The following is a 21,570-nucleotide window of genomic DNA, read 5'->3' as shown; positions in this document are numbered from 1 at the left end:
GCTTATTTTTTTTTAAGTTATTACTACACTCTTATTACTCAGGATATTCCACGCGTAAATGATAGATGTTTGTTAACTTCTGTTTGAAGATTTTCTTGATTATTTCTATTTCTTTAAAGGTAATATCTGCATTTACGAATTGGTTTGCCTTCATTTGACCAGAGATAATCTTATCAACGAACGCATCAATAATAGAGAATGTTGGGTCTTTTAGACTTTTAGATGCCGCCTCAACAGAATCTGCCATCATTAATATGGCGGTTTCTTTAGAAAAAGGCAACGGACCGGGATACCTAAAATCTTCCTCGTTCACCTCTTCTTCCAACTCTTTTTGCTTTTTATAAAAATAATACACAAACGTAGTACCATGGTGAGACCTGATAAAATCTATGATCCTATCCGGTAAATTATTTTTTCTTGCCAGCTCTATACCGTTTATTACATGATCTATTATAATTCTTGCACTTTCTTTCGGGGTAATATCATCATGCGGATTTACATTGGTAATCTGATTCTCTGTAAAATAAGTAGGATTGTTCATTTTACCTATATCGTGATAAAGGGCCCCTACCCTTACCAACATAGCGTTCGCCCCTATCTCGTTTGCCGCGGCCTCGGCCAAATTAGCGACCTGTAACGAGTGGTGAAACGTACCCGGTGCCTTATTCGAAAGCTCTTTTAATAATTTAGAATTGGTATCCGATAACTCTAACAGAGACACATCCGAGACAAGACCAAAGACCTTTTCATATATATAAATTAATGGTTGTACGAACAAGGTGATCATTCCGTTCAATAGAAAAAGCCCCAACGAGAACCAAGATATATTATCCAGATTACCTTCGTGGATAATATGAAAAGCCAGATAGGCCACGATATAGATCAACGTAATCTGACCTACGGATATAAAAAGATTGGCCCTTTTATACAATTCTGAAACGGTGAGGATCGTAACAATACCCGTTATAATCTGAAGAAAGATATACTCGAAACTATTAGGTACTACAAACCCTAAAATAAGCACTGTAAGCACATGCGAAAAGAGCCCTAACCTAGCGTCGAAAAATGTTTTTAAGATTAAGGGCAATATACAGAGCGGTACTACGAACACCAGTGTATCGTCATATTTAACTACCATGGTAGTGACAAATACCATGAGTAGAATATTGAAAACTATGAACGTTACCTTTGTATTGTTCTCATATACAAAGGGCCTATACCTCTTTAAAAAGAGATACAGCATTATCAACACCAAGGCCACCAACACGGTGTAACCTATTAATATAAAGTAGTAATTGTTTTCCGTCCACAGCTCAGATTCATACTCCGCTTTTAAAGATTCCAAGATCTTTAAATTTTCCCCTTCAACGACCTCGCCTTTTGCTATAATCAGTTTACCCTCATCTACGGTACCTCTGGTATAGCTAATTTTAGAAAGGGCATCTTCCCTACTTTTTTGAGTTAAATCCGCATCATAGCTAACATTGGGTACGATAAGGTCAAAAAAGAGGGTTTGAAAATCTTTGCTAAACCCCTCCAATCCTTCTCCTATAAGTTTCTTTTTAACCAGATTATCAATTTCCGTTACCCTATAAAAATCAGAAACCCTTACTCGTTCGGCTTCGTTGTTCTTCAATAAATAAATGAAGGAGCCATTTATATGTTCGGCACTGCTCCCAATTATTCCATTTTTGTAAATGGCCTCCAATAAATCTTCTGCCGTAGCTTTTAAACTTCGTTTTTGAAAATCTGAAAGTCCGTAATTCCCAAAAATTTCCTCGAACTCCAGATTTAGCTTATCGTAAACCTCATCGACTACTTGCTGATTGTACCTAAAATATTGACCACTGGTATTCTCTATTTCCTGTTTTTCTTTAGTAATCTCTTCTTCCGTTTTCTTTATTGAAAAGTCGAAAGGAGCATATAAGGTTTCAAATTGCCATGGTTTCCCTTTTTGAAACTCATATTTGAACTTACCGCCCTTTGGAAAGAAAAAAACAATAAACCCGATGGCTATAACATATAGTACATACTTATAGATAAGAGACTGTTTTTTGTAAAGATTGTCCAATTGATAGATATTTAAAGTATGTAGTTTCAAAAATAGAAAATATAACCATACGATCAGGAATTGGAGCAATAAGCATACTGTTGCCCAAGAATTTTAGTAATTTCGCTAAACTTAAGATTTTAATATTATGAAAGAGGTTGTTATTGTTTCTGCCGTACGTACGCCCATAGGAAGTTTTATGGGAGCACTTTCAACGGTTACCGCTCCTAAACTGGGAGCAGCTGCTATTAAAGGAGCCTTAGAAAAAATTAATCTTAAACCAGAGTCCGTCGACGAAGTGTTAATGGGAAATGTCGTGCAGGCCGGTACCGGACAGGCTCCCGCCAGGCAAGCCGCCATTTACGCGGGAATCCCCAATACGGTACCCTGTACCACGATAAACAAAGTTTGTGCATCCGGTATGAAAGCCGTTATGCAGGCCGCCCAAGCAATATCTTTAGGAGACGCCTCTATTGTAGTGGCCGGAGGAATGGAAAACATGAGCCTTATTCCCCACTACGCGTATTTGAGGTCCGCAACAAAATTTGGTCCTTCATCTTTGCTGGATGGAATGCAGAAAGACGGATTGGTAGATGCCTATGACCAAAATGCCATGGGTGTTTGTGCAGATACCTGTGCCGATGAATATGAATTTTCAAGAGAAGACCAAGACAAGTTTGCCATACAATCTTATGAAAGATCGGCTAAAGCGTGGAGCAATGGAAAGTTTAAAAATGAAGTAGTTCCTGTATCTGTTCCACAAAGAAGGGGAGAACCTGTTTTGGTTTCGGAAGACGAGGAATATAAAAACGTTAAGTTAGAAAAAATACCGGGCCTAAGACCCGCTTTCTCAAAAGAAGGTACGGTTACGGCCGCTAATGCCTCTACTATAAACGATGGTGCAGCGGCATTGATACTAATGAGTGCCGAAAAGGCCAATGAATTAGGTTTAGAGCCATTGGCCAAGATAAAAAGTTATGCCGATGCCGCACATGAGCCAAAATGGTTTACAACGGCACCCGCGAAGGCTCTTCCAAAAGCTTTGGATAAAGCCAACATTACAATAGACGATGTTGATTATTTTGAATTTAATGAAGCCTTCTCTGTTGTAGGTCTTGCCAATATGAAACTTTTGGGCTTAACGGATAAAAACGTAAACGTGAACGGAGGTGCGGTTTCGCTAGGGCATCCATTAGGTTGTTCCGGAGCACGTATTTTGGTGACCCTTATCAACGTTCTTGACCAAAATAATGGAAAAATCGGTGCTGCAGCAATTTGTAATGGTGGTGGTGGAGCTTCTGCCGTAGTTTTGGAAAAACTTTAATTTCCTGCGGAAAGCATATGCAATACGGTATTTGTCCTTTAAGTATAGTTCCTCTCAGATGTTCCCCCGAAGAATCGTCAGAGATGATGAGCCAGCTATTGTTCGGTGAGCATTTCAAAATTTTGGAATCCAGAAAATATTGGTCAAAAATTAGGGTGGCCTATGACAAATGTGAAGGATGGATACCTAACAATCAATTACTTTTTATACCCAAAGAAGAGTATGAAGCCATTCAAAAAAAGGTAAAATGCCATACTTCTGACCTAATCGGTTATGTTGAACACAACAATAGCATGTTAACCCCTATTCTATTGGGTTCTTCTATTAACAACACCCAAAGTTTATGTGTTAATTTTGAAGGAAACAAACTTCAGGGCATGCAAAAAAAGGAGAACCTTATCAAAACGGCCCTGCTATACTTAAACTCTCCCGATTTAAACGGTGGTAGAACACCTTTTGGCATAGACGCTTCAGGACTAACACAAATGGTGTACAAGATAAATGGATATGAGTTACTAAGAAATGCGGAACAACAAGCTACCCAAGGTGAAGCTTTGAGCTTTGTGGAAGAAAGTGAAGCTGGTGACTTAGCCTTTTTCGACAACGCCAACGGAGTTATAGACCACGTAGGCATCATCATGGACAATAATTATATAATACATGTAAATGGTATGGTTAGAATTGACCGTATAGACCATACAGGTATTTTTAATAACGACTTGCGAAACTACTCCCACAAACTTAGGGTTATAAAAAAAATAATCTAAAAAGTAAAAGGCCCTGAAATTCAGGGCCTTTTTTATTCTATGTGTTTTACGAGTTTATTACTCGCCCAATATCTTTTTGATTCGCATAAAGTTCTCGTTGTCACCCATAGCACCATAGATATTTTTTAACTGTGTTAAAATACCCTGGTTATCAGGATTTGTTTTTAGAGCATCTTCCAAAACATTGGCCCCTTGCAAGAACAAGTCATCTTTCTGGTTCTTTAATTCGTCATATCTGGCTATATCGGCTCTTGAATTACCTAATGAATTCATTTCGTCGATTAGCTTATTACCTTCGTTTACGTATGTTGTAGAAAGGTTTAAATAAGCATTGGTATAACTAGGATTGATTTCTATTGCCTTTTTATATGACTTCCTAGCTTCTTCATAATTTCCTTGTTCCATATTTATCACACCAACGTTATAATGTAAATCTGGATTATCTGGAGCCAAGGCAATAGCTTCCGACATCAATTCCTTAAACTTATCCTTATCCCCTAATTTAAAATACAAATTAGCTTCGTTCAAAATAAGGTTTACATCATTGGGGTCATTTGCCCTGGCAGCCTTATAAGCTTCCAATGCTTTATCGTCTTGCCCCAATTGGGTGTATATCAAAGCTGTGTTCTTAACAATTTCGGCCTTTTTAGAAGGTGTCTTGTCATCAATAGGATCTTTGTAAGCACCTGATTTGATCATCAAATCTCTTTGCACCTTATCCATTGTTTCAACTTCTCCGGTAGCAACATTGGTAGCTTTATAAACAACCCCACTTCCATCATAACCGATCTCTTGAAGTTCGTTATAATATTTTAGGGCCTCTTCATAATGTCCACCATTTACAGCACTACTGGCCGCGTAATACAAATAAGAAGTGTCTTTTGGGCTAATCTTATAGCTCATATACAACTTTTCCGAAGCCTCTTTAAAGTTCTTCTTTTCATTGTCCGCTACCGCAGAGTTCACCAAATCGGCGGTCAAACTCGCTATGTATTCATTGGTCTCGCTAGAATACTTTTTCTTACCTGTTTTTTCTTCAATGTCCAAAACCTTTTTAAAAGAGGATACCGCTTCTTCAAAAGCACTATCATCTCCTTTTTTGGCCAAGTCATTGTAAATTTTACCTTTGGTAAAATAGTATTGTGCCTGCAACTTTTCATCGGCACTTGATATAATACCGGAAGCCGCCTCTATAGAGGTTTTTGCCGATGCGGCATCGCCTCCTTTTAGCGCTTTTTCCGCAGCCTTTATCTCATTTTTCTGCGAAAACCCCATCACCGTGAATGACAGCGCTGCTATTATCGAAATCTTAGTTTTCATTTTTCCTTGTTTATTTATTAGTGTTTATGATTCTGTTTCTTCTTCGTTGCTTCCATTATCAATACCCGTGCCATTATCTTCTGGGGTGACCTCAATATTGTTTATATCGGCCTCATCCAAATCATCTTCATCTTTCATTACCTTGGCGACTGCGGCTATAGAGTCATTACCTTTAATATTGATAAGCTTAACACCTTGTGTTGCCCTTCCCATTACCCTTAGGTCCTCTACACTCATTCTAATGGCAATACCAGATTTATTGATTATCATCAAATCATCTGAATCAGTTACATTTTTAATGGCAACCAAATTTCCGGTCTTCTCGGTAATACTAATGGTCTTAACACCTTTACCACCCCTATTGGTGATTCTATAGTCATCTATACTGGATCTTTTACCATAACCATTTTCGGATACCACTAAAAGTTCATCTTCAAAATTATGTACCGAAACCATTCCGATTACCTCATCTTCGTCATTTGCCAAGGTAATACCACGTACACCGGAAGCGTTTCTACCCATTGGCCTTGTCTTACTTTCTTCGAACCTAATAGCTTTACCAGATTTTAGACCCAAGAAAATTTGACTTGTACCTGTGGTTAATTTAGCCTCTAATAACTCATCTCCCTCTTTGATCGTAATGGCATTTATACCATTTTGACGTGGTCTGGAATATTGCTCTAAAGAGGTCTTTTTAACCGTACCTTTTTTGGTGGCCATGATTACATAATGACTGTTTACGTAATCTTCATCCTTAAGGTCTTGGGTACAGATAAAGGCCTTGACCATATCGTCCTGTTCTATATTGATAAGGTTTTGAATGGCCCTACCTTTAGAAGTTCTGCTACCTTCCGGTATTTCGAATACACGCATCCAGAAACATTTTCCCTTTTGGGTAAAGAACAACATATATTGGTGGTTGGTACCTACGAACAAGTGCTCCAAGAAGTCTTCGTTACGGGTAGAGGATGCCTTTTGGCCAACACCTCCCCTATTTTGGGTCTTGTACTCGCTCAAAGGTGTTCTTTTGATATACCCGGCACGAGATATGGTTATAACTACCTGCTCATTAGGTATCATATCTTCCATACTTAAATCACCACCGGCAAAATTGATCTCTGATCGGCGCTCATCACCATACTTTTCTTTTACCTCAAGAAGCTCATCCTTAATAATTTCCATTCTACGCTCCTTTCTAGCAAGAATATCTTTAAGGTCGGCAATGGTCTTTATTACCTCATCGTACTCTGTACGTAATTTATCTTGCTCCAGTCCGGTAAGTTGACGCAGTCGCATTTCTACGATCGCCTTCGCCTGTATTTCGGTCAACTTAAACCGCTCCATTAAATTCTCACGTGCTTCATCCGCATTGGAAGAAGCCCTGATTATAGCGATTACCTCATCAATATTATCAGAGGCAATTATTAGACCTTCAAGAATATGGGCCCTATCTTCCGCTTTTTTAAGCTCAAATTTTGTTCTTCTTACAACAACATCATGCCTATGCTCTACGAAATGATGGATCATTTCCTTTATGTTCAGCAATTCTGGCCTACCGTTTACCAGAGCGATGTTATTAACACTAAAAGAGGTTTGCAATGCCGTGTACTTGAACAAGGTGTTCAATACAATATTAGGAATAGCATCTCTTTTTAAGATATAAACGATACGCATACCATTACGGTCAGACTCGTCACGTATGGTAGAAATACCCTCTATCTTTTTATCGTTGATCAGGTCGGCCGTTTTCTTGATCATATCGGCCTTGTTCACTTGATAAGGAATTTCGGTAACAATAATACATTCGCGACCTTGAACTTCTTCAAAAGTAGCTTTTGCACGCATTACGATTCTTCCCCTTCCGGTATGAAAAGCCTCTTTTACACCATCATAGCCATATATAATTCCCCCTGTAGGAAAATCTGGAGCTTTGATGTGCGTCATCAGCTCATCGATCTCTATATCGTGGTTATCTATATAAGCAACCGTACCATCTACCACCTCCGAAAGGTTGTGTGGTGGCATATTGGTCGCCATACCTACCGCAATACCCGATGCCCCGTTTACCAAAAGATTGGGGATTCTTGTCGGTAATACGGTCGGCTCTTTCAAAGAATCATCAAAATTCAACTGATGATCAACCGTATCTTTTTCTATATCTGCCAACATATCGTCCGCAATCTTACGCATACGGGCCTCCGTATAACGCATTGCCGCAGGACTATCGCCATCTACCGAACCAAAGTTACCCTGACCGTCTATAAGCATATATCGCAAACTCCACTCTTGGGCCATTCTCACCATGGTATCATATACAGATGTATCTCCATGAGGGTGGTATTTACCCAAAACCTCACCCACGATACGGGCAGATTTCTTATGGGCACTACTACTTCTAACCCCAAGTTCGTGCATTCCGTAGAGTACACGCCTGTGCACAGGCTTTAATCCGTCGCGCACATCTGGCAGTGCTCGTGACACTATGACCGACATTGAATAATCAATGTAGGCAGATTTCATTTCTTCTTCTATGTTAATAGGAATCAATTTTTCACCTTCCGCCATTGTAAAATCTTAATTGTTTTTTATTAGTAAAAAAGCATGCCAATATACGCAAAATCGACGCCTTCAAAGAATGATAAAACGTATTTATTCAATATTTTATTAACATCTCCCAAGGGTAAAATGGTTAACAATTATTCTTCTATTCTCTTTGAATTAGGCTACTTTTTTCGTCATTTAGAATAACTTTAACGAATATAGGTACGGTATTTGCCCATGATTGAAGGAGATTTAGTAATTTTATAGTTGATAATATAGTATATGGATGATAATTTTTCACCTAGAGTAAAAGACGTAATTGCCTACAGCAAGGAGGAAGCATTGCGGCTTGGCCATGATTTTATTGGCACGGAGCACCTAATGCTTGGGCTTCTCAGGGATGGTAGTGGCAAAGCTATAAGTATTTTAGATGCCTTGGACGTAGATTTAGATCATTTACGAAGAAAGGTAGAAATTCTTAGTCCTTCCAACCCAAACGCAAGTGGCATACAAAAAGATAAGAAGAACCTACACCTAACAAGACAGGCGGAAAGAGCGTTAAAAACTACGTTCTTGGAAGCCAAGCTTTTTCAAAGTTCTTCTATAAACACCGCACACTTATTACTGTGCATCTTAAGAAACGAAAATGATCCTACGACCAAGTTGCTACATAAGCTCAAAGTAGATTACGATGGTGTAAAGGAACAGTTCAAGTTTATGATTACCAGCGACGACGATATAGTAGATTCACCAACATCAGAATCTTTTCCTAGCGATTCGGACGACCCTAACGACGGAAAAGAAAGTACGTTCGGTTCTACCCCAAGTCCCAAAGGAAATAAAAAATCGAAAACACCTGTGTTGGATAACTTTGGTAGGGACCTTACACAAATGGCAGAGGAAAACAAGCTGGATCCCGTTGTAGGCCGTGAAAAGGAAATTGAACGTGTATCGCAGATATTGAGCAGAAGAAAAAAGAACAACCCGTTACTGATCGGGGAACCAGGTGTTGGTAAAAGTGCCATCGCCGAAGGTTTGGCCCTGCGCATCATCAACAAAAAAGTTTCCAGAATTCTTTATAACAAAAGGGTGGTTACCCTTGACTTGGCTTCTTTGGTCGCCGGCACAAAATACAGAGGCCAGTTCGAAGAACGGATGAAAGCCGTAATGAACGAGCTGGAAAAAAATGACGATGTCATCCTGTTCATCGATGAAATCCATACCATTGTTGGTGCAGGTGGCGCCACAGGAAGCTTAGACGCCTCCAATATGTTCAAACCTGCCTTGGCCAGGGGAGAGATCCAATGTATAGGAGCTACTACTTTAGATGAGTACCGACAGTACATCGAAAAAGACGGTGCTCTGGAAAGAAGATTTCAAAAAGTAATCGTAGAGCCTACAAGTGTTGAGGAAACCATAGAAATATTACACAACATAAAAGGAAAGTACGAAGACCATCATAACGTAAGCTATACGGACGAAGCTATCGAGGCCTGCGTTAAGTTGACCAATCGTTACATGACCGATAGATTTTTGCCCGACAAGGCCATAGATGCCTTAGACGAAGCCGGGTCAAGAGTACACATTGTAAATATGGACGTACCTAAACAAATTCTAGAATTAGAGAAAAAACTAGAAGATGTAAGGGAGTTAAAAAACAGTGTCGTCAAAAAACAAAAATACGAGGAGGCCGCGAAGCTCAGGGACGATGAAAAAAGTCTTGAAAAAGAATTGGCCATTGCCCAAGAAAGATGGGAAGATGAAAGCAAGCTGAACAAAGAAACAGTAACCGAAGACAATGTTGCGGACGTTGTTTCTATGATGAGCGGAATTCCTGTAAACAGGATCGCACAAACAGAAAGCAATAAGCTGGCAGAATTACCAAATCTTATAAAAGCAAATGTAATAGGGCAAGACGAAGCGGTAGCGAAAGTCTCAAAAGCCATACAAAGAAACAGGGCCGGTCTAAAAGACCCCAACAAACCTATTGGATCCTTTATTTTCTTAGGCCAAACAGGTGTTGGTAAAACGCAACTGGCAAAAGTAATGGCAAAAGAGCTTTTTGATTCTGAAGATGCCCTTATCCGTATAGACATGAGCGAGTATATGGAGAAATTTGCCATTTCTAGATTGGTAGGTGCACCTCCGGGATATGTCGGATACGAAGAAGGCGGACAATTAACTGAAAAAGTTCGCAGAAAGCCTTATTCCGTAATCTTGCTCGATGAAGTTGAGAAAGCGCACCCAGATGTCTTTAACATGTTGCTGCAAGTATTGGACGATGGTTATTTGACAGATAGTCTTGGTAGAAAAATTGATTTTAGAAACACCATCATTATCATGACCTCGAATATTGGCGCACGACAACTAAAAGACTTTGGTCAGGGAGTTGGTTTTGGTACGGCAGCCAAAAAAGAACAAGCCAGCGCACACCAAAAAGGTGTTATAGAAAATGCCCTTAAGAAAGCGTTCGCCCCAGAATTCTTGAATAGGATCGATGATGTCATCGTATTTAATGCCCTAGAAAGGGAGCACATACACCAGATTATTGATATTGAGTTATCTAAACTATACAAGAGAATAAAAGGAATAGGTTATACCTTAAAACTTTCTGAAGACGCCAAAGACTATATCGCCGAAAAAGGTTTCGACAAACAATATGGCGCAAGACCTTTAAAAAGAGCCATTCAGAAATATATAGAGGACGCCTTGGCCGAGGAAATAGTAAATTCGAACTTAGAAGAAGGAGACACCATATGCATGGCTCTTGACAAAGAGAAAAACGAATTGACTATCAAAATCGAAAAATCGGAAGAGTCTTCTAAAACAGAATAGGTTCAAAAATTTATTAAACAGATTAAAAAAGGGAGTCCGTATACGGACTCCCTTTTTTAATACAAATCATCTTTAAGCGTAAGAATAGAAATACAAAGTTTTATAGGCAAACGCAGTATGAACGATATTTCCGCCTTTAATCTAAAAAGTTATCAAAAGGGAAGCAATCCGCCTACTTTCGTTACAGACACTATTATACAAATAAAATGAAGGTTGGATCTGTGAAGAAAAAAGTCATAGTACGAGAATATGAACTAGAGGTTGGAAAAATACAAGTTTTTGAAGATTACATGGTCGCTATTTTTGATGAAGGCGCCACGTTAACATTGGAAAGAGCTTACCAAATAATCGGTATTTCGGAAATTCATTTCAGGAACAAGAATTTTGGTTATATAAGCCTAAGAAAGAATTCTTACGCGATAGATCCTACCATTTATAGTTATCTAAAAGAACTGGACAATCTAAAAGCTTACGCTATCGTTTCCATCAAAGAAATAGATATGCACAACTTTAAGATCGAAAAACTTTTCTACAAAAAACCTATGAAGTTTTTCATAGAGTACGAAAACGCCTTAAAATGGGTCAAACGAAGGGTAAAGACAAAATAACCCTGTCAAACACCCCTTAAAAACCTATCAAGACATTTATTTACTCATTGCCGGTATTAGATTCCGGTTCTTTTTGTACTTGTTCCGGAACTTTAAAAAGATCCAGATAAGCACTTCCTAGACCTTCTATAATATCTGAGGCCAATAATGCTTGGTATCCTGTGCTTTCTACTGTCAAATCGGCAGACCTACCATGAAGGTAAACTCCAAAAACGGCAGCATCCAACGGATTATACCCTTGCGCTACCAACCCTGTAATTATTCCGGTAAGCACATCGCCACTGCCGGCAGTACCCATGCCCGGGTTGCCTGTCGTGTTTACGTACCCCCTGTCACCATAGACCGTAATGGTATGAGCTCCCTTTACAACCACTATACAATCGTATTTTTTTGAAAATTCTTTTGTCTTTTTCAATTTATCAAAGTCATCGTCCCATTTTCCAACAAGCCTTTCCAGCTCTTTGGGATGGGGCGTTAAAACCGCTTGCTTGGGCAGCAAATCCATTAATTCCTTGTTTTTTGAAATAATGTTCAAAGCATCGGCATCAATCACCAATGGCACCCGGTTTTTCTTCAAAAAATCACCAAACACCTTTACCGTACTATCGGCCACCCCCATACCCATGCCTATACCTATTACACTGGGCGATATATCGTACTCAATTTTGGCAAGTGAAGACTCCCCGCTTGTCAACACCATAGCTTCGGGCAAAGAAGTCTGTAAAACACCATACCCACACTTTGGCAAGAAACAAGTAACCAATCCACTTCCTGATTTCAAGGCGGCTTTACCTGCCAGGTTCACCGCCCCTATTTTACCATAACTACCACCTACCAACAAAGCATGGCCATAAGTTCCTTTGTGGGAAAATTTAGTTCTTGGAAGATAAAGCGGCAAAACCTCGTTTTTTGAAACAAGTTCATATGTTGTTTCCGTTTGCATTAAAAACTCATTGTCCAGTCCTATATCCAACACCTCCCATTGTTCTATAAATACCCCGGTTTGAGGTAGAAAAAATACAAGTTTCGGAAATTGGAAGCTTAAAACATAATTTGACTGTATTACCGATTTTTCATTTTCCGGAACTTTATCCGTAAAAAGTCCCGAGGGAATATCCACAGAAAGAATAAAAGCCCTTGAAGCGTTTAAATGTTCTACTAATGTTATAACCCAATCATCGGGTGTTCTATTTAATCCGATACCAAAAATGGCATCTACGATAATATCATCTTTACCTATTTCCGGCAAATCACTGCCCGACTCTAAAAAAGTAGGCCAAATCTTCCTATCCTTTAACCGATCTAAGTTTATTAAAAAGTCTTTTGAACGCTTTTCACTATAATTAACCACATAGACCTGAATATTATAACCATGTTCCATTAAGTGCCTGGCAAGCGCCATGCCGTCACCCCCATTATTTCCAATACCACATAATATATGGATCTTTACAGGTGCACCCTGCATACGTATATGCAACCAATTAAAAATTTGAACGGCAGCTCTCTCCATAAGTTCATCACTCGTAATCTGCTGTTTCTCAATTGTGAATTTATCAGCGGCATAAATTTGTTCGGCACTAAAAAGTTTCATTCTCTAAGTAATTGTATTAAAAAGTAACGATTCTGCAAAAATTTGTAGAATCATTTGATTAGCACTCCAAATGTACTACTTTTGACCATCATCATTTTATTATGAACTGTATTAGTACTGACATAAAATTCGTAATCGATACCGTAAGTAACTGTTTACCTACCATTACGGTATTGTTCACCCCAATGGGGTAATAAACTATGCACCTCCGTCCCCGTGTTCTTTAACACAACATATTTCTCGATAAGTCAACATACAATAACATTAGAATGAAAGTTTTAAAATTCGGCGGCTCTTCAGTAGCCAGTCCAGAGAATATTAGTAGAATAAAAAATATTTTATCGTCCTATAATGACAAAATAATACTGGTAGTTTCTGCCTTTGGTGGGGTTACGGACGAATTGCTTAAAGCCGGTGACTTAGCCGCCGACCAAGACAATTCCTATAAAAGTACATTTCAAGAAATTGAGAACCGCCATTTAGATACGATCAAGAAACTTATCCCTATCACCAACCAAAGTAGGGTCTTGAGCAAAGTAAAAAGTGAGCTTAACGTATTGGAAACACTTTTAGAAGGTGCTTTTTTTATAGGAGAAATAACGCCCAAACTTTCTGATAAAATTGTAAGTTTCGGTGAACTTCTTTCTTCTTATATAATTAGTGAGTTTTTTGTTTCCGAAGGTTTAGATTGTTCTTACAAAGACAGTAGAGAACTTATAAAAACGCATAAAATTGGAGGCAAGAACACTGTTAATTTTAAAGAAACGAACAGTAATTGCTCTAATTATTTTAAGAATGCCAAAGCAAAAATCATCGTATGCCCCGGTTTTATTGCTTCGTCGGCCAATGAAGACATTACTACATTGGGCAGAGGAGGATCGGATTATACGGCGGCCATATATGCTGCAGCGGTAGATGCCGATATTTTAGAAATATGGACAGATGTAAGTGGTATGTATACCGCAAACCCAAAAATGGTAAAGCAAGCAAAAGCAATACCACATATTTCATATGAAGAGGCCATGGAACTATCCCATTTTGGAGCCAAGGTCCTATATCCGCCCACCATTCAACCGGTATTGGCAAAAGGCATATCCATAAATATCAAAAACACCTTTCAGCCCGAAGAACCGGGTACCTTGATAACAAAATCAAAAAATGAAAAAGGGAAAACGGTCAGGGGCATAAGCCATATCGGAAATATGGCCCTATTATCGTTAGAAGGTCCGGGTATGGTAGGTATTCCCGGTATTTCCAAAAGGTTTTTCGAGGTACTGTCACAAGCAGATATAAGTGTGGTACTTATAACCCAAGCTTCCTCAGAACATTCTATTTGCGTAGGTATTTCCGCCGATGATGTTGAAAAATCGGTAGAGGTGGTGAACGAGGCTTTTGCTTACGAAATGGAACGGGGCAGAATAAAACCCGTACATCCAGAAGAGAACCTTGCAATCGTAGCACTGGTAGGCGATAATATGAAGAGCCACCAAGGGCTTAGCGGTAAAATGTTCAGCACATTAGGCAAGAACAATGTTAATATCAGAGTAATAGCCCAAGGAGCATCGGAGAGAAACATATCATGTGTAATCAACGAGAAAGATGTAAAAAAAGGGTTGAACGCCCTACATGAAGAATTCTTTGAAGAGAATATAAAACAGTTGAACCTCTTTGTAATGGGAGTCGGAAATGTTGGCGCTAAATTTCTGAACCAAATTAAGTTACAGAACAAGTACCTAAAGAAAAACTTGAAACTAAAACTACGTGTAATCGGCATATCGAATTCACGTAATATGTATTTTGACGAAAAGGGCATAGACCTTAATTCATGGAGCGACCAATTGGCCACTGGTGAAAAGGCCAACAAAGAATCTTTCATCAAAAAGGTGAACGAAATGAATTATCGAAACAGCATATTCGTAGACAATACTGCCAGCCATGAAATAGCCGAAACATACAGTGCTTTTTTAAGCAACAGCATTTCTGTCGTCACCTGCAACAAAATAGCGTGCTCTTCTGAATATGGTAATTACGCCCACCTAAAATCTTTGGCTCGCACATATAACGCACCGTTTCTCTTTGAAACCAATGTAGGGGCGGGCCTACCCATAATAGACACCCTTAAAAACCTTATCGCATCGGGTGATAAAATATTGAAGATACAGGCGGTATTATCTGGTAGCTTAAATTTTGTATTCAACAATTTTAATGATACGACCACTTTTCATGATATCGTAAAACAAGCCCAGGAAGAAGGTTATACCGAGCCGGACCCAAAAATAGACCTTAGCGGTATAGATGTAATGCGAAAGATTTTGATCTTGGCTAGAGAAAGTGGTCATGTCCTAGAAATAGAAGACATAAAAAACAAACCTTTTTTACCGAAAGAGAGTTTGGAAACAAATAACAACGAAGATTTTTTCAAGTCATTGATAAAATATGAGGACGATTTTCAAAAAATGTTCGGTGATGCCAAGAAAAACAATAGTAAATTAAAATATGTCGCAAAATTCGAGAATGGTGAAGCCAGTGTTGGACTGGAACAAATTCCAAAAGGGCACGATTTTTATAACCTAGAGGAAAGCGACAATATTGTTTTATTTTATACAGAGAGATATCCAAATCTCCCCATGATCATTAAAGGTGCTGGAGCTGGAGCCGATGTTACCGCATCCGGTATTTTTGCCGACATTATTAGAATTGGTAATTTTTAATTATGAACGAAGTTAAAGTATTTTGCCCTGCAACCATAGCCAACATCTCATGCGGTTTTGATGTGCTTGGTGTTGCCCTAGATGCGGTCGGAGATGAAATGGTGGTTCGAAAAACGAAAGAAAAGGGAATAAGAATTACCAAAATCGAAGGACAGGACCTACCAATACAGACCGAAAAAAATGTTGCCGGTGTTGCCGGACTTGCACTTTTAAATGCTTCTGAATATGAAGGTGGTTTTGAAATCGAAATCAACAAAAAAATAAAGCCTGGAAGTGGTATCGGCAGCAGTGCAGCAAGCTCTGCAGGGGCCGTTTGGGCCATGAACCATTTATTGGGAACCCCCTTTTCCCCCACAAAGCTGGTTACGTTTGCGATGGAAGGCGAAAGATTGGCCAGTGATGTAGCCCATGCAGATAACGTGGCCCCTGCCCTATTCGGCAACTTTACCTTGGTAAGAAGTTATACTCCTCTTGATATTATACCCATTGCCGCTCCTCAAGAATTATATACAACGGTGATACATCCGCAAATAGAAGTAAAAACGTCGGATTCTAGAAAAATACTTAGAACCACCATTTCTATGGAAACCGCCATTAAACAATGGGGCAATGTGGGCGGTCTTGTGGCAGGACTCCTAAAAGAGGATTATGAGTTGATCGGCCGTTCTTTGGTAGACCATATTGTAGAACCTATCCGCTCCATTCTAATCCCTGGTTTTGATCAAGTAAAATCGGCCTCTATCAACGCAGGGGCTCTAGGCTGTGGTATTTCCGGCTCCGGACCTTCTATTTTTACCTTTAGTAAAGGTGAAAAAAGTGCAATAGCTGTAGGGAACGAAATGAAACGGGTCTACGAAACAATCGGAATAGATTACGACATACATGTTTCCAAAATAAACCAGCAGGGAATCAAAATACTTTAAATTTAAGTTGGTGTAACAACCATTTAAAAACATAAAAAACTACTACATTGAATTTCTATAGCCTAAATAAACAAGCCCCTTCGGTATCTTTTAAAAATGCGGTCATCAACGGCATAGCTCCGGACAAAGGATTGTATTTCCCAGAAAGTATAGAACCGCTTCCAAAAAGCTTTTTTGAAAAAATCGAAGATCTCTCAAATTATGAAATAGCCTTTAATGCCATTCATCAATTTGTAAGCGATGAAATACCCAATGATACCTTGCGGAAAATACTGGCCAATACATTGGACTTTGATTTTCCTGTTGTAGATATCGAGGAAAATGTTGCCACGTTAGAATTATTTCATGGTCCTACAATGGCATTTAAAGATGTTGGAGCACGTTTTATGGCTCAATGCCTAGGTTATTTTTCTACCGACGAAACCAATGAGGTCACTGTTCTGGTTGCCACTTCGGGGGATACCGGTGGTGCCGTTGCCAATGGTTTTTTAGGCGTTAACGGGGTAAAGGTCGTAATACTCTACCCTAGCGGAAAAGTAAGCGACATTCAAGAAAGACAACTGACTACCTTAGGCCAAAACATTACCGCTTTGGAGGTAGACGGTACTTTTGATGATTGCCAAGCCATGGTAAAAAATGCTTTTTTGGATGACGATCTTCTGAAAAAAATGAAACTGACCTCGGCGAACTCCATTAATGTTGCCCGTTGGTTACCACAAATGTTCTATTTCCTTTTTGCGTACAAACAGGCAAAATCTAAAGGCAAAGAAGTCGTATTTTCTGTTCCTTCCGGTAATTTTGGTAATATATGTGCAGGAATGGTAGCCCAAAGATTGGGTATGCCCGTAAAACATTTTATTGCCGCTACCAATGTTAACGATACCGTACCCGAGTATATGACAACTCAGCAGTACAGCCCCAAACCTTCCACTGCGACCATTTCGAACGCTATGGATGTCGGAGACCCTAGTAACTTCATTAGAATCAGACACCTGTTCGATGATGATTTCGACAAATTAAAATCAAACCTTTCTTCTTTCTCGTTTAACGACGAAGAAACAAAGGATGCATTGCTGCATATATATCGTTCTAACGGATATTGTGCAGATCCCCATGGTGCCGTAGGTTACTTGGGACTAAAAAAGTATCAAGCCGATCACCCAAATACTTTTGGTATATTTTTAGAAACCGCCCATCCAGTAAAATTTCTCGATATCGTAGAGGAAACAATAGACGAACAATTGCCAATTCCGCCACAGATAAAAAAAGTTATGGACAAGGATAAAAAATCCATTAACATAAAGACCTATTCAGACCTAAAGACTTTTTTATTAAACCGTTAATCAAGTATAGGCCGTACAAAATTATCTAAAGGACCAGGGCTGTTTCATCATTGACTCAATAGCCTCTGTAGTTCTGGGCACCATTGGAAATATATGTACAGCACCATTATTGGTAATGAGCATATCGCCCGCTATTTCGTACGGCAATACCCTTCCTTTTTTTACAGTTACTACTTTCTTTCCTCTCTCTCAATGAAACTCACAGGATAAAATTGGTCGGTATTTCTTGTTCTTAGAGCACCGTTGAGATAAACAATAGCACTGTAAGCATACGAAATTTTATTTGTGAAATTTTAAAAGGCCGATAGTCTTGAAGAGATTACTTTAAGCAAGCCAAAAATTATGTAAAACATAAGAAGGGCTTCTCATGTTATCCTTATTTAATTCTATAAATTTGCACATTATAAACTAAATCTATGAAAAACACAGCACTCTCCTCTACCCATGAGGCACTTGGAGCTAAAATGGTTCCTTTTGCAGGTTACAACATGCCCGTATCGTATGAAGGGGTAAATGCCGAACATGAAACCGTACGTAATGGTGTAGGTGTCTTTGATGTATCCCATATGGGAGAATTTCTAATTAGTGGCCCCACTGCCCTAGACCTTATACAAAAAGTTACTTCTAACGATGCTTCTAAATTAAGCATTGGTCGGGCTCAATATAGCTGTATGCCCAATGAAACCGGAGGCATAGTAGATGACCTTATTGTGTATAAAATCAAGGAAGAACAGTATTTATTAGTGGTAAACGCTTCTAATATCGAAAAAGATTGGAACCATATTTCTAAATATAATACCGCCTTCAATGCCGAGATGCGCAATCTATCGGATGATTATTCACTACTCGCCATTCAAGGGCCAAAAGCAGTGGAGGCAATGCAGTCGTTAACATCCATTGACCTATCGGCCATTAAGTTTTATCACTTTGAAGTAGCTGATTTTGCAGGAATAGATTCTGTTATCATTTCGGCAACAGGTTACACTGGATCAGGAGGATTTGAAATCTATTGTAAGAACGACGAGGTAAAACAAGTATGGGACAAAGTTTTTGAGGCTGGAGCGGACTTTGGCATCAAACCTATTGGACTTGCGGCCAGAGACACATTAAGATTGGAAATGGGCTATTGTCTTTATGGCAACGATATAAACGACGAAACCTCTCCATTGGAAGCAGGTTTGGGATGGATTACCAAGTTTACCAAAGATTTTGTAAACAGTGAAGCGCTAGAAAAAGAAAAGCAACACGGTCCTGAAAAAAAATTAATAGCTTTTGAATTGGACGAGCGCGGAATTCCTAGACATGATTACGATATCGTAGATGGAGAAGGAAAAAAAATAGGGGTTGTTACCTCTGGAACCATGTCCCCATCATTAGGAAAAGGAATAGGCTTGGGATATGTACCGACTATTTTTTCTGACATAGGAAGTAAAATCCATATTCAAATAAGAAAAAAAGCAGTTCCTGCCACTGTTGTAAAGCTCCCATTCTACAAAGCGTAAATGCCAGATTTTCAAAAAATTATCGAGTCCGTTTACAACAAAACATACAACCTCCCCGATATCGGGGAGGTTGCCACTTATATTCCAGAACTCGCGGAAATAAGCAATACAAAATATGGAATACACATATTGGACATCGATAAAAACGAATTCTCTATTGGAGACACCCAAGAAAACTTTTCAGTTCAAAGTATCTCTAAAGTACTCACCCTTTCGATGGCCATGAGCCTTATCGGAAAAGAGGTATGGCAACGTATCGATGTTGAACCTTCGGGAGACCCATTTAACCACTTATCTTTATTGGAGCAAGAAAATGGCATTCCCAGAAATCCGTTGATCAATGCGGGTGCTATTGTAATAGCGGATATCCTCGTTAGTCAATTGACGAACCCTAAAAAAGAGTTTTTGAAGTTCGTTAGAAACCTTGCCGGTGACCACACCATAAACTATGATGAAAAAGTTGCTCTTTCAGAAAAACAAACAGGTTACAAAAACTATGCGGCAGCAAATCTTTTAAAATCTTACGGAAACCTTCAAAATGACGTTATAGAAGTATTGGATTTTTACTTCCATCAATGCTCACTCTCAATGAACTGTGCACAATTGTGCGATACTTTTTATTTATTTATCAACGAAGGAAAGTGTAAAAACGATCAGAAGCACCTTGATAAACAATTAATAAAACGTATTAATGCACTAATGCTTACCTGCGGCTTTTATGACGAAGCTGGAGAATTCGCCTTTAGGGTAGGTTTACCGGGTAAAAGTGGTGTTGGGGGCGGTATAGTAGCTCTTCTTCCAAATAACTTTTGTGTGACCACTTGGTCTCCAGGCCTAAATAAAAAGGGGAATTCTACCCGTGGCATGGCCGCGTTAGAAAATTTAACCTCGGAATCCGAATTATCAATATTCTAATTTGGAAAACAAGAAAATCTTAATATTAGGGGCAAGCGGGTTTCTAGGAAATGCCATCTACAAAGAACTTTGCAACTATTTTGACACCTACGGCACCTACTGTAATGCTGCGGGTAGCTTTGCCGACAACAAACAGTTCTTTCATTTTAATTTGGAAGAAGATGATATTTTTGAAATTCTAGAACACGTTAAACCACAGGTTATAATTTCTGCCCTGCGCGGAAATTTTGCCGCACAAATAATTACCCACCAACATCTAGCAGAATACGTCTTACAAAATAACTGTAGGATCTATTTTCTTTCTTCAGCCAATGTATTCGATGCTTATAGCAAATACCCCTCTTATGAATACGACAAAACACTTTCTGAAAGTGTTTACGGCCGACTTAAAATTAAGATAGAGAACATGCTTTTACGTTTGCCCAAAGATAAAATGGGAATTCTAAGGGTTCCGATGGTTTTTGGGAATAGCTCTCCCAGAATAAAGGATATGAAAAATAAGATCTTAAACAATGAACCTGTAGAAGTTTTTCCCAATCTAATATTAAATGTTACGAACGACGACAAACTAACGCAACAAATTCATTATCTTATCAATAGAAATAAAACTGGGATCTATCATCTTGGTAGCACCGATCTTACACACCACGAAGATTTTATAAAAGAAGTATTAGAGCGTGTGGGAAGTTTTAATCCGATCATAAAAAGAGTTTACACCACAAATGAAGATCGCTATTTGGCCGTTTTACCAAAAACAAACATGTTACCAAAAAACCTAAGATATACCTATCAAGAGATTATAGACCATCATATTCTAAAATGATTTATTTAAAATAGAAAGACTATGGAAAAATTCACCGATGAACAGATACATGATTATCTAGGGCAATTAGACGGTTGGGAGTATGTAGACGGAGCAATAGAAACCACTTTTGAGTTTAAAGATTTCAAGGAAGCCTTTTCGGTAATGACCCGAATCGCTTTTGAATGCGAGGCCCAAGGCCATCATCCAGATTGGAGCAATGTATACAAAACGGTAAACATTCGTTTGAGTACCCATGATGCCAACGGGGTGACCGAGAAAGATTTTGAACTGGCCAGAAGTATTGAGGAAATTGTAGAAAGTGAATAAAAACACTA

At 38.9% G+C, this 21,570-nt stretch carries 16 protein-coding genes; 11 read left to right on the top strand and 5 right to left on the bottom strand.

Annotated elements, in window-relative coordinates:
• Positions 1-34: 34 nt before the first annotated feature.
• Positions 35-2,101, bottom strand: coding sequence for an HDIG domain-containing metalloprotein (locus tag J8L85_RS08965; protein ID WP_247656616.1), 2,067 nt, complete (start codon positions 2,099-2,101; stop codon positions 35-37).
• Between the two features lie 97 nt (positions 2,102-2,198).
• Between J8L85_RS08965 and J8L85_RS08960 the strand changes: the two genes are divergently transcribed.
• Together J8L85_RS08960 and J8L85_RS08955 are read left to right on the top strand one after the other, a co-directional pair.
• Positions 2,199-3,374, top strand: coding sequence for an acetyl-CoA C-acyltransferase (locus J8L85_RS08960; protein WP_211016599.1), 1,176 nt, complete (start codon positions 2,199-2,201; stop codon positions 3,372-3,374).
• Between the two features lie 17 nt (positions 3,375-3,391).
• A complete protein-coding gene (locus J8L85_RS08955; RefSeq protein WP_211016597.1) occupies positions 3,392-4,141 on the top strand; it encodes an NlpC/P60 family protein in 750 nt (249 codons plus the stop codon).
• A gap of 57 nt (positions 4,142-4,198) precedes the next feature.
• Here J8L85_RS08955 and J8L85_RS08950 read toward each other — a convergent pair whose 3' ends face one another.
• Both J8L85_RS08950 and gyrA read right to left on the bottom strand, forming a co-directional pair.
• Positions 4,199-5,461 (bottom strand): tetratricopeptide repeat protein, encoded by a 1,263-nt coding sequence (locus tag J8L85_RS08950; RefSeq protein ID WP_211016594.1) that lies wholly within the window; start codon positions 5,459-5,461, stop codon positions 4,199-4,201.
• Between the two features lie 24 nt (positions 5,462-5,485).
• Positions 5,486-8,026, bottom strand: a complete 2,541-nt coding sequence (gyrA, locus tag J8L85_RS08945; RefSeq protein WP_211016593.1) for a DNA gyrase subunit A — start codon at positions 8,024-8,026, stop codon at positions 5,486-5,488.
• 258 nt (positions 8,027-8,284) lie between these two features.
• Here gyrA and J8L85_RS08940 point away from each other — a divergent pair, with 258 nt between their 5' ends.
• Positions 8,285-10,837 (top strand): ATP-dependent Clp protease ATP-binding subunit, encoded by a 2,553-nt coding sequence (locus J8L85_RS08940; RefSeq protein ID WP_211016590.1) that lies wholly within the window; start codon positions 8,285-8,287, stop codon positions 10,835-10,837.
• A 206-nt stretch (positions 10,838-11,043) separates the two neighbouring features.
• Positions 11,044-11,445: an STAS/SEC14 domain-containing protein gene (locus J8L85_RS08935; protein WP_211016588.1), complete on the top strand. Its 402-nt coding sequence runs from the start codon at positions 11,044-11,046 to the stop codon at positions 11,443-11,445.
• Positions 11,446-11,485: 40 nt separating this feature from the next.
• On the opposite strand, the gene J8L85_RS08930 is transcribed toward J8L85_RS08935, so the two are convergent.
• Positions 11,486-13,036, bottom strand: a complete 1,551-nt coding sequence (locus J8L85_RS08930; protein ID WP_211016586.1) for an NAD(P)H-hydrate dehydratase — start codon at positions 13,034-13,036, stop codon at positions 11,486-11,488.
• Between the two features lie 269 nt (positions 13,037-13,305).
• Here J8L85_RS08930 and thrA point away from each other — a divergent pair, with 269 nt between their 5' ends.
• The 3 genes from thrA to thrC are packed head-to-tail and all read left to right on the top strand — an operon-like array spanning position 13,306 to position 18,013.
• Positions 13,306-15,747, top strand: coding sequence for a bifunctional aspartate kinase/homoserine dehydrogenase I (thrA, locus tag J8L85_RS08925; RefSeq protein ID WP_211016584.1), 2,442 nt, complete (start codon positions 13,306-13,308; stop codon positions 15,745-15,747).
• Positions 15,748-15,749: 2 nt separating this feature from the next.
• A complete protein-coding gene (locus J8L85_RS08920; RefSeq protein WP_211016582.1) occupies positions 15,750-16,670 on the top strand; it encodes a homoserine kinase in 921 nt (306 codons plus the stop codon).
• 47 nt (positions 16,671-16,717) lie between these two features.
• Positions 16,718-18,013: a threonine synthase gene (thrC, locus tag J8L85_RS08915; RefSeq protein WP_211016580.1), complete on the top strand. Its 1,296-nt coding sequence runs from the start codon at positions 16,718-16,720 to the stop codon at positions 18,011-18,013.
• Positions 18,014-18,034: 21 nt separating this feature from the next.
• Here the strand turns inward: thrC and J8L85_RS18065 are convergent, their stop codons facing one another.
• Positions 18,035-18,160 carry a hypothetical protein gene (locus J8L85_RS18065; RefSeq protein ID WP_282103028.1) on the bottom strand — a complete coding sequence of 42 codons (126 nt, stop codon included), beginning with the start codon at positions 18,158-18,160 and terminating at the stop codon, positions 18,035-18,037.
• A 269-nt stretch (positions 18,161-18,429) separates the two neighbouring features.
• Here J8L85_RS18065 and gcvT point away from each other — a divergent pair, with 269 nt between their 5' ends.
• From gcvT to J8L85_RS08895, 4 genes are read left to right on the top strand one after another with little or no spacing between them, the layout of a single operon-like run.
• Entirely contained in the window at positions 18,430-19,515 is a 1,086-nt protein-coding gene (gene gcvT, locus J8L85_RS08910) for a glycine cleavage system aminomethyltransferase GcvT (protein ID WP_211016578.1), read from the top strand.
• Positions 19,516-20,430: a glutaminase gene (locus J8L85_RS08905; RefSeq protein ID WP_211016576.1), complete on the top strand. Its 915-nt coding sequence runs from the start codon at positions 19,516-19,518 to the stop codon at positions 20,428-20,430.
• Position 20,431: 1 nt separating this feature from the next.
• Entirely contained in the window at positions 20,432-21,253 is an 822-nt protein-coding gene (locus tag J8L85_RS08900) for a sugar nucleotide-binding protein (RefSeq protein ID WP_211016574.1), read from the top strand.
• Between the two features lie 21 nt (positions 21,254-21,274).
• Positions 21,275-21,562 carry a 4a-hydroxytetrahydrobiopterin dehydratase gene (locus tag J8L85_RS08895; protein ID WP_211016572.1) on the top strand — a complete coding sequence of 96 codons (288 nt, stop codon included), beginning with the start codon at positions 21,275-21,277 and terminating at the stop codon, positions 21,560-21,562.
• Positions 21,563-21,570: the final 8 nt, after the last annotated feature.

Origin of the sequence: Maribacter sp. MMG018, assembly GCF_018100785.1 — a bacterium.
Classification (GTDB): domain Bacteria; phylum Bacteroidota; class Bacteroidia; order Flavobacteriales; family Flavobacteriaceae; genus Maribacter.
The sequence above is the reverse complement of the archived record's forward strand: the minus strand, read 5'-3'. Positions and strand labels throughout refer to the sequence as shown.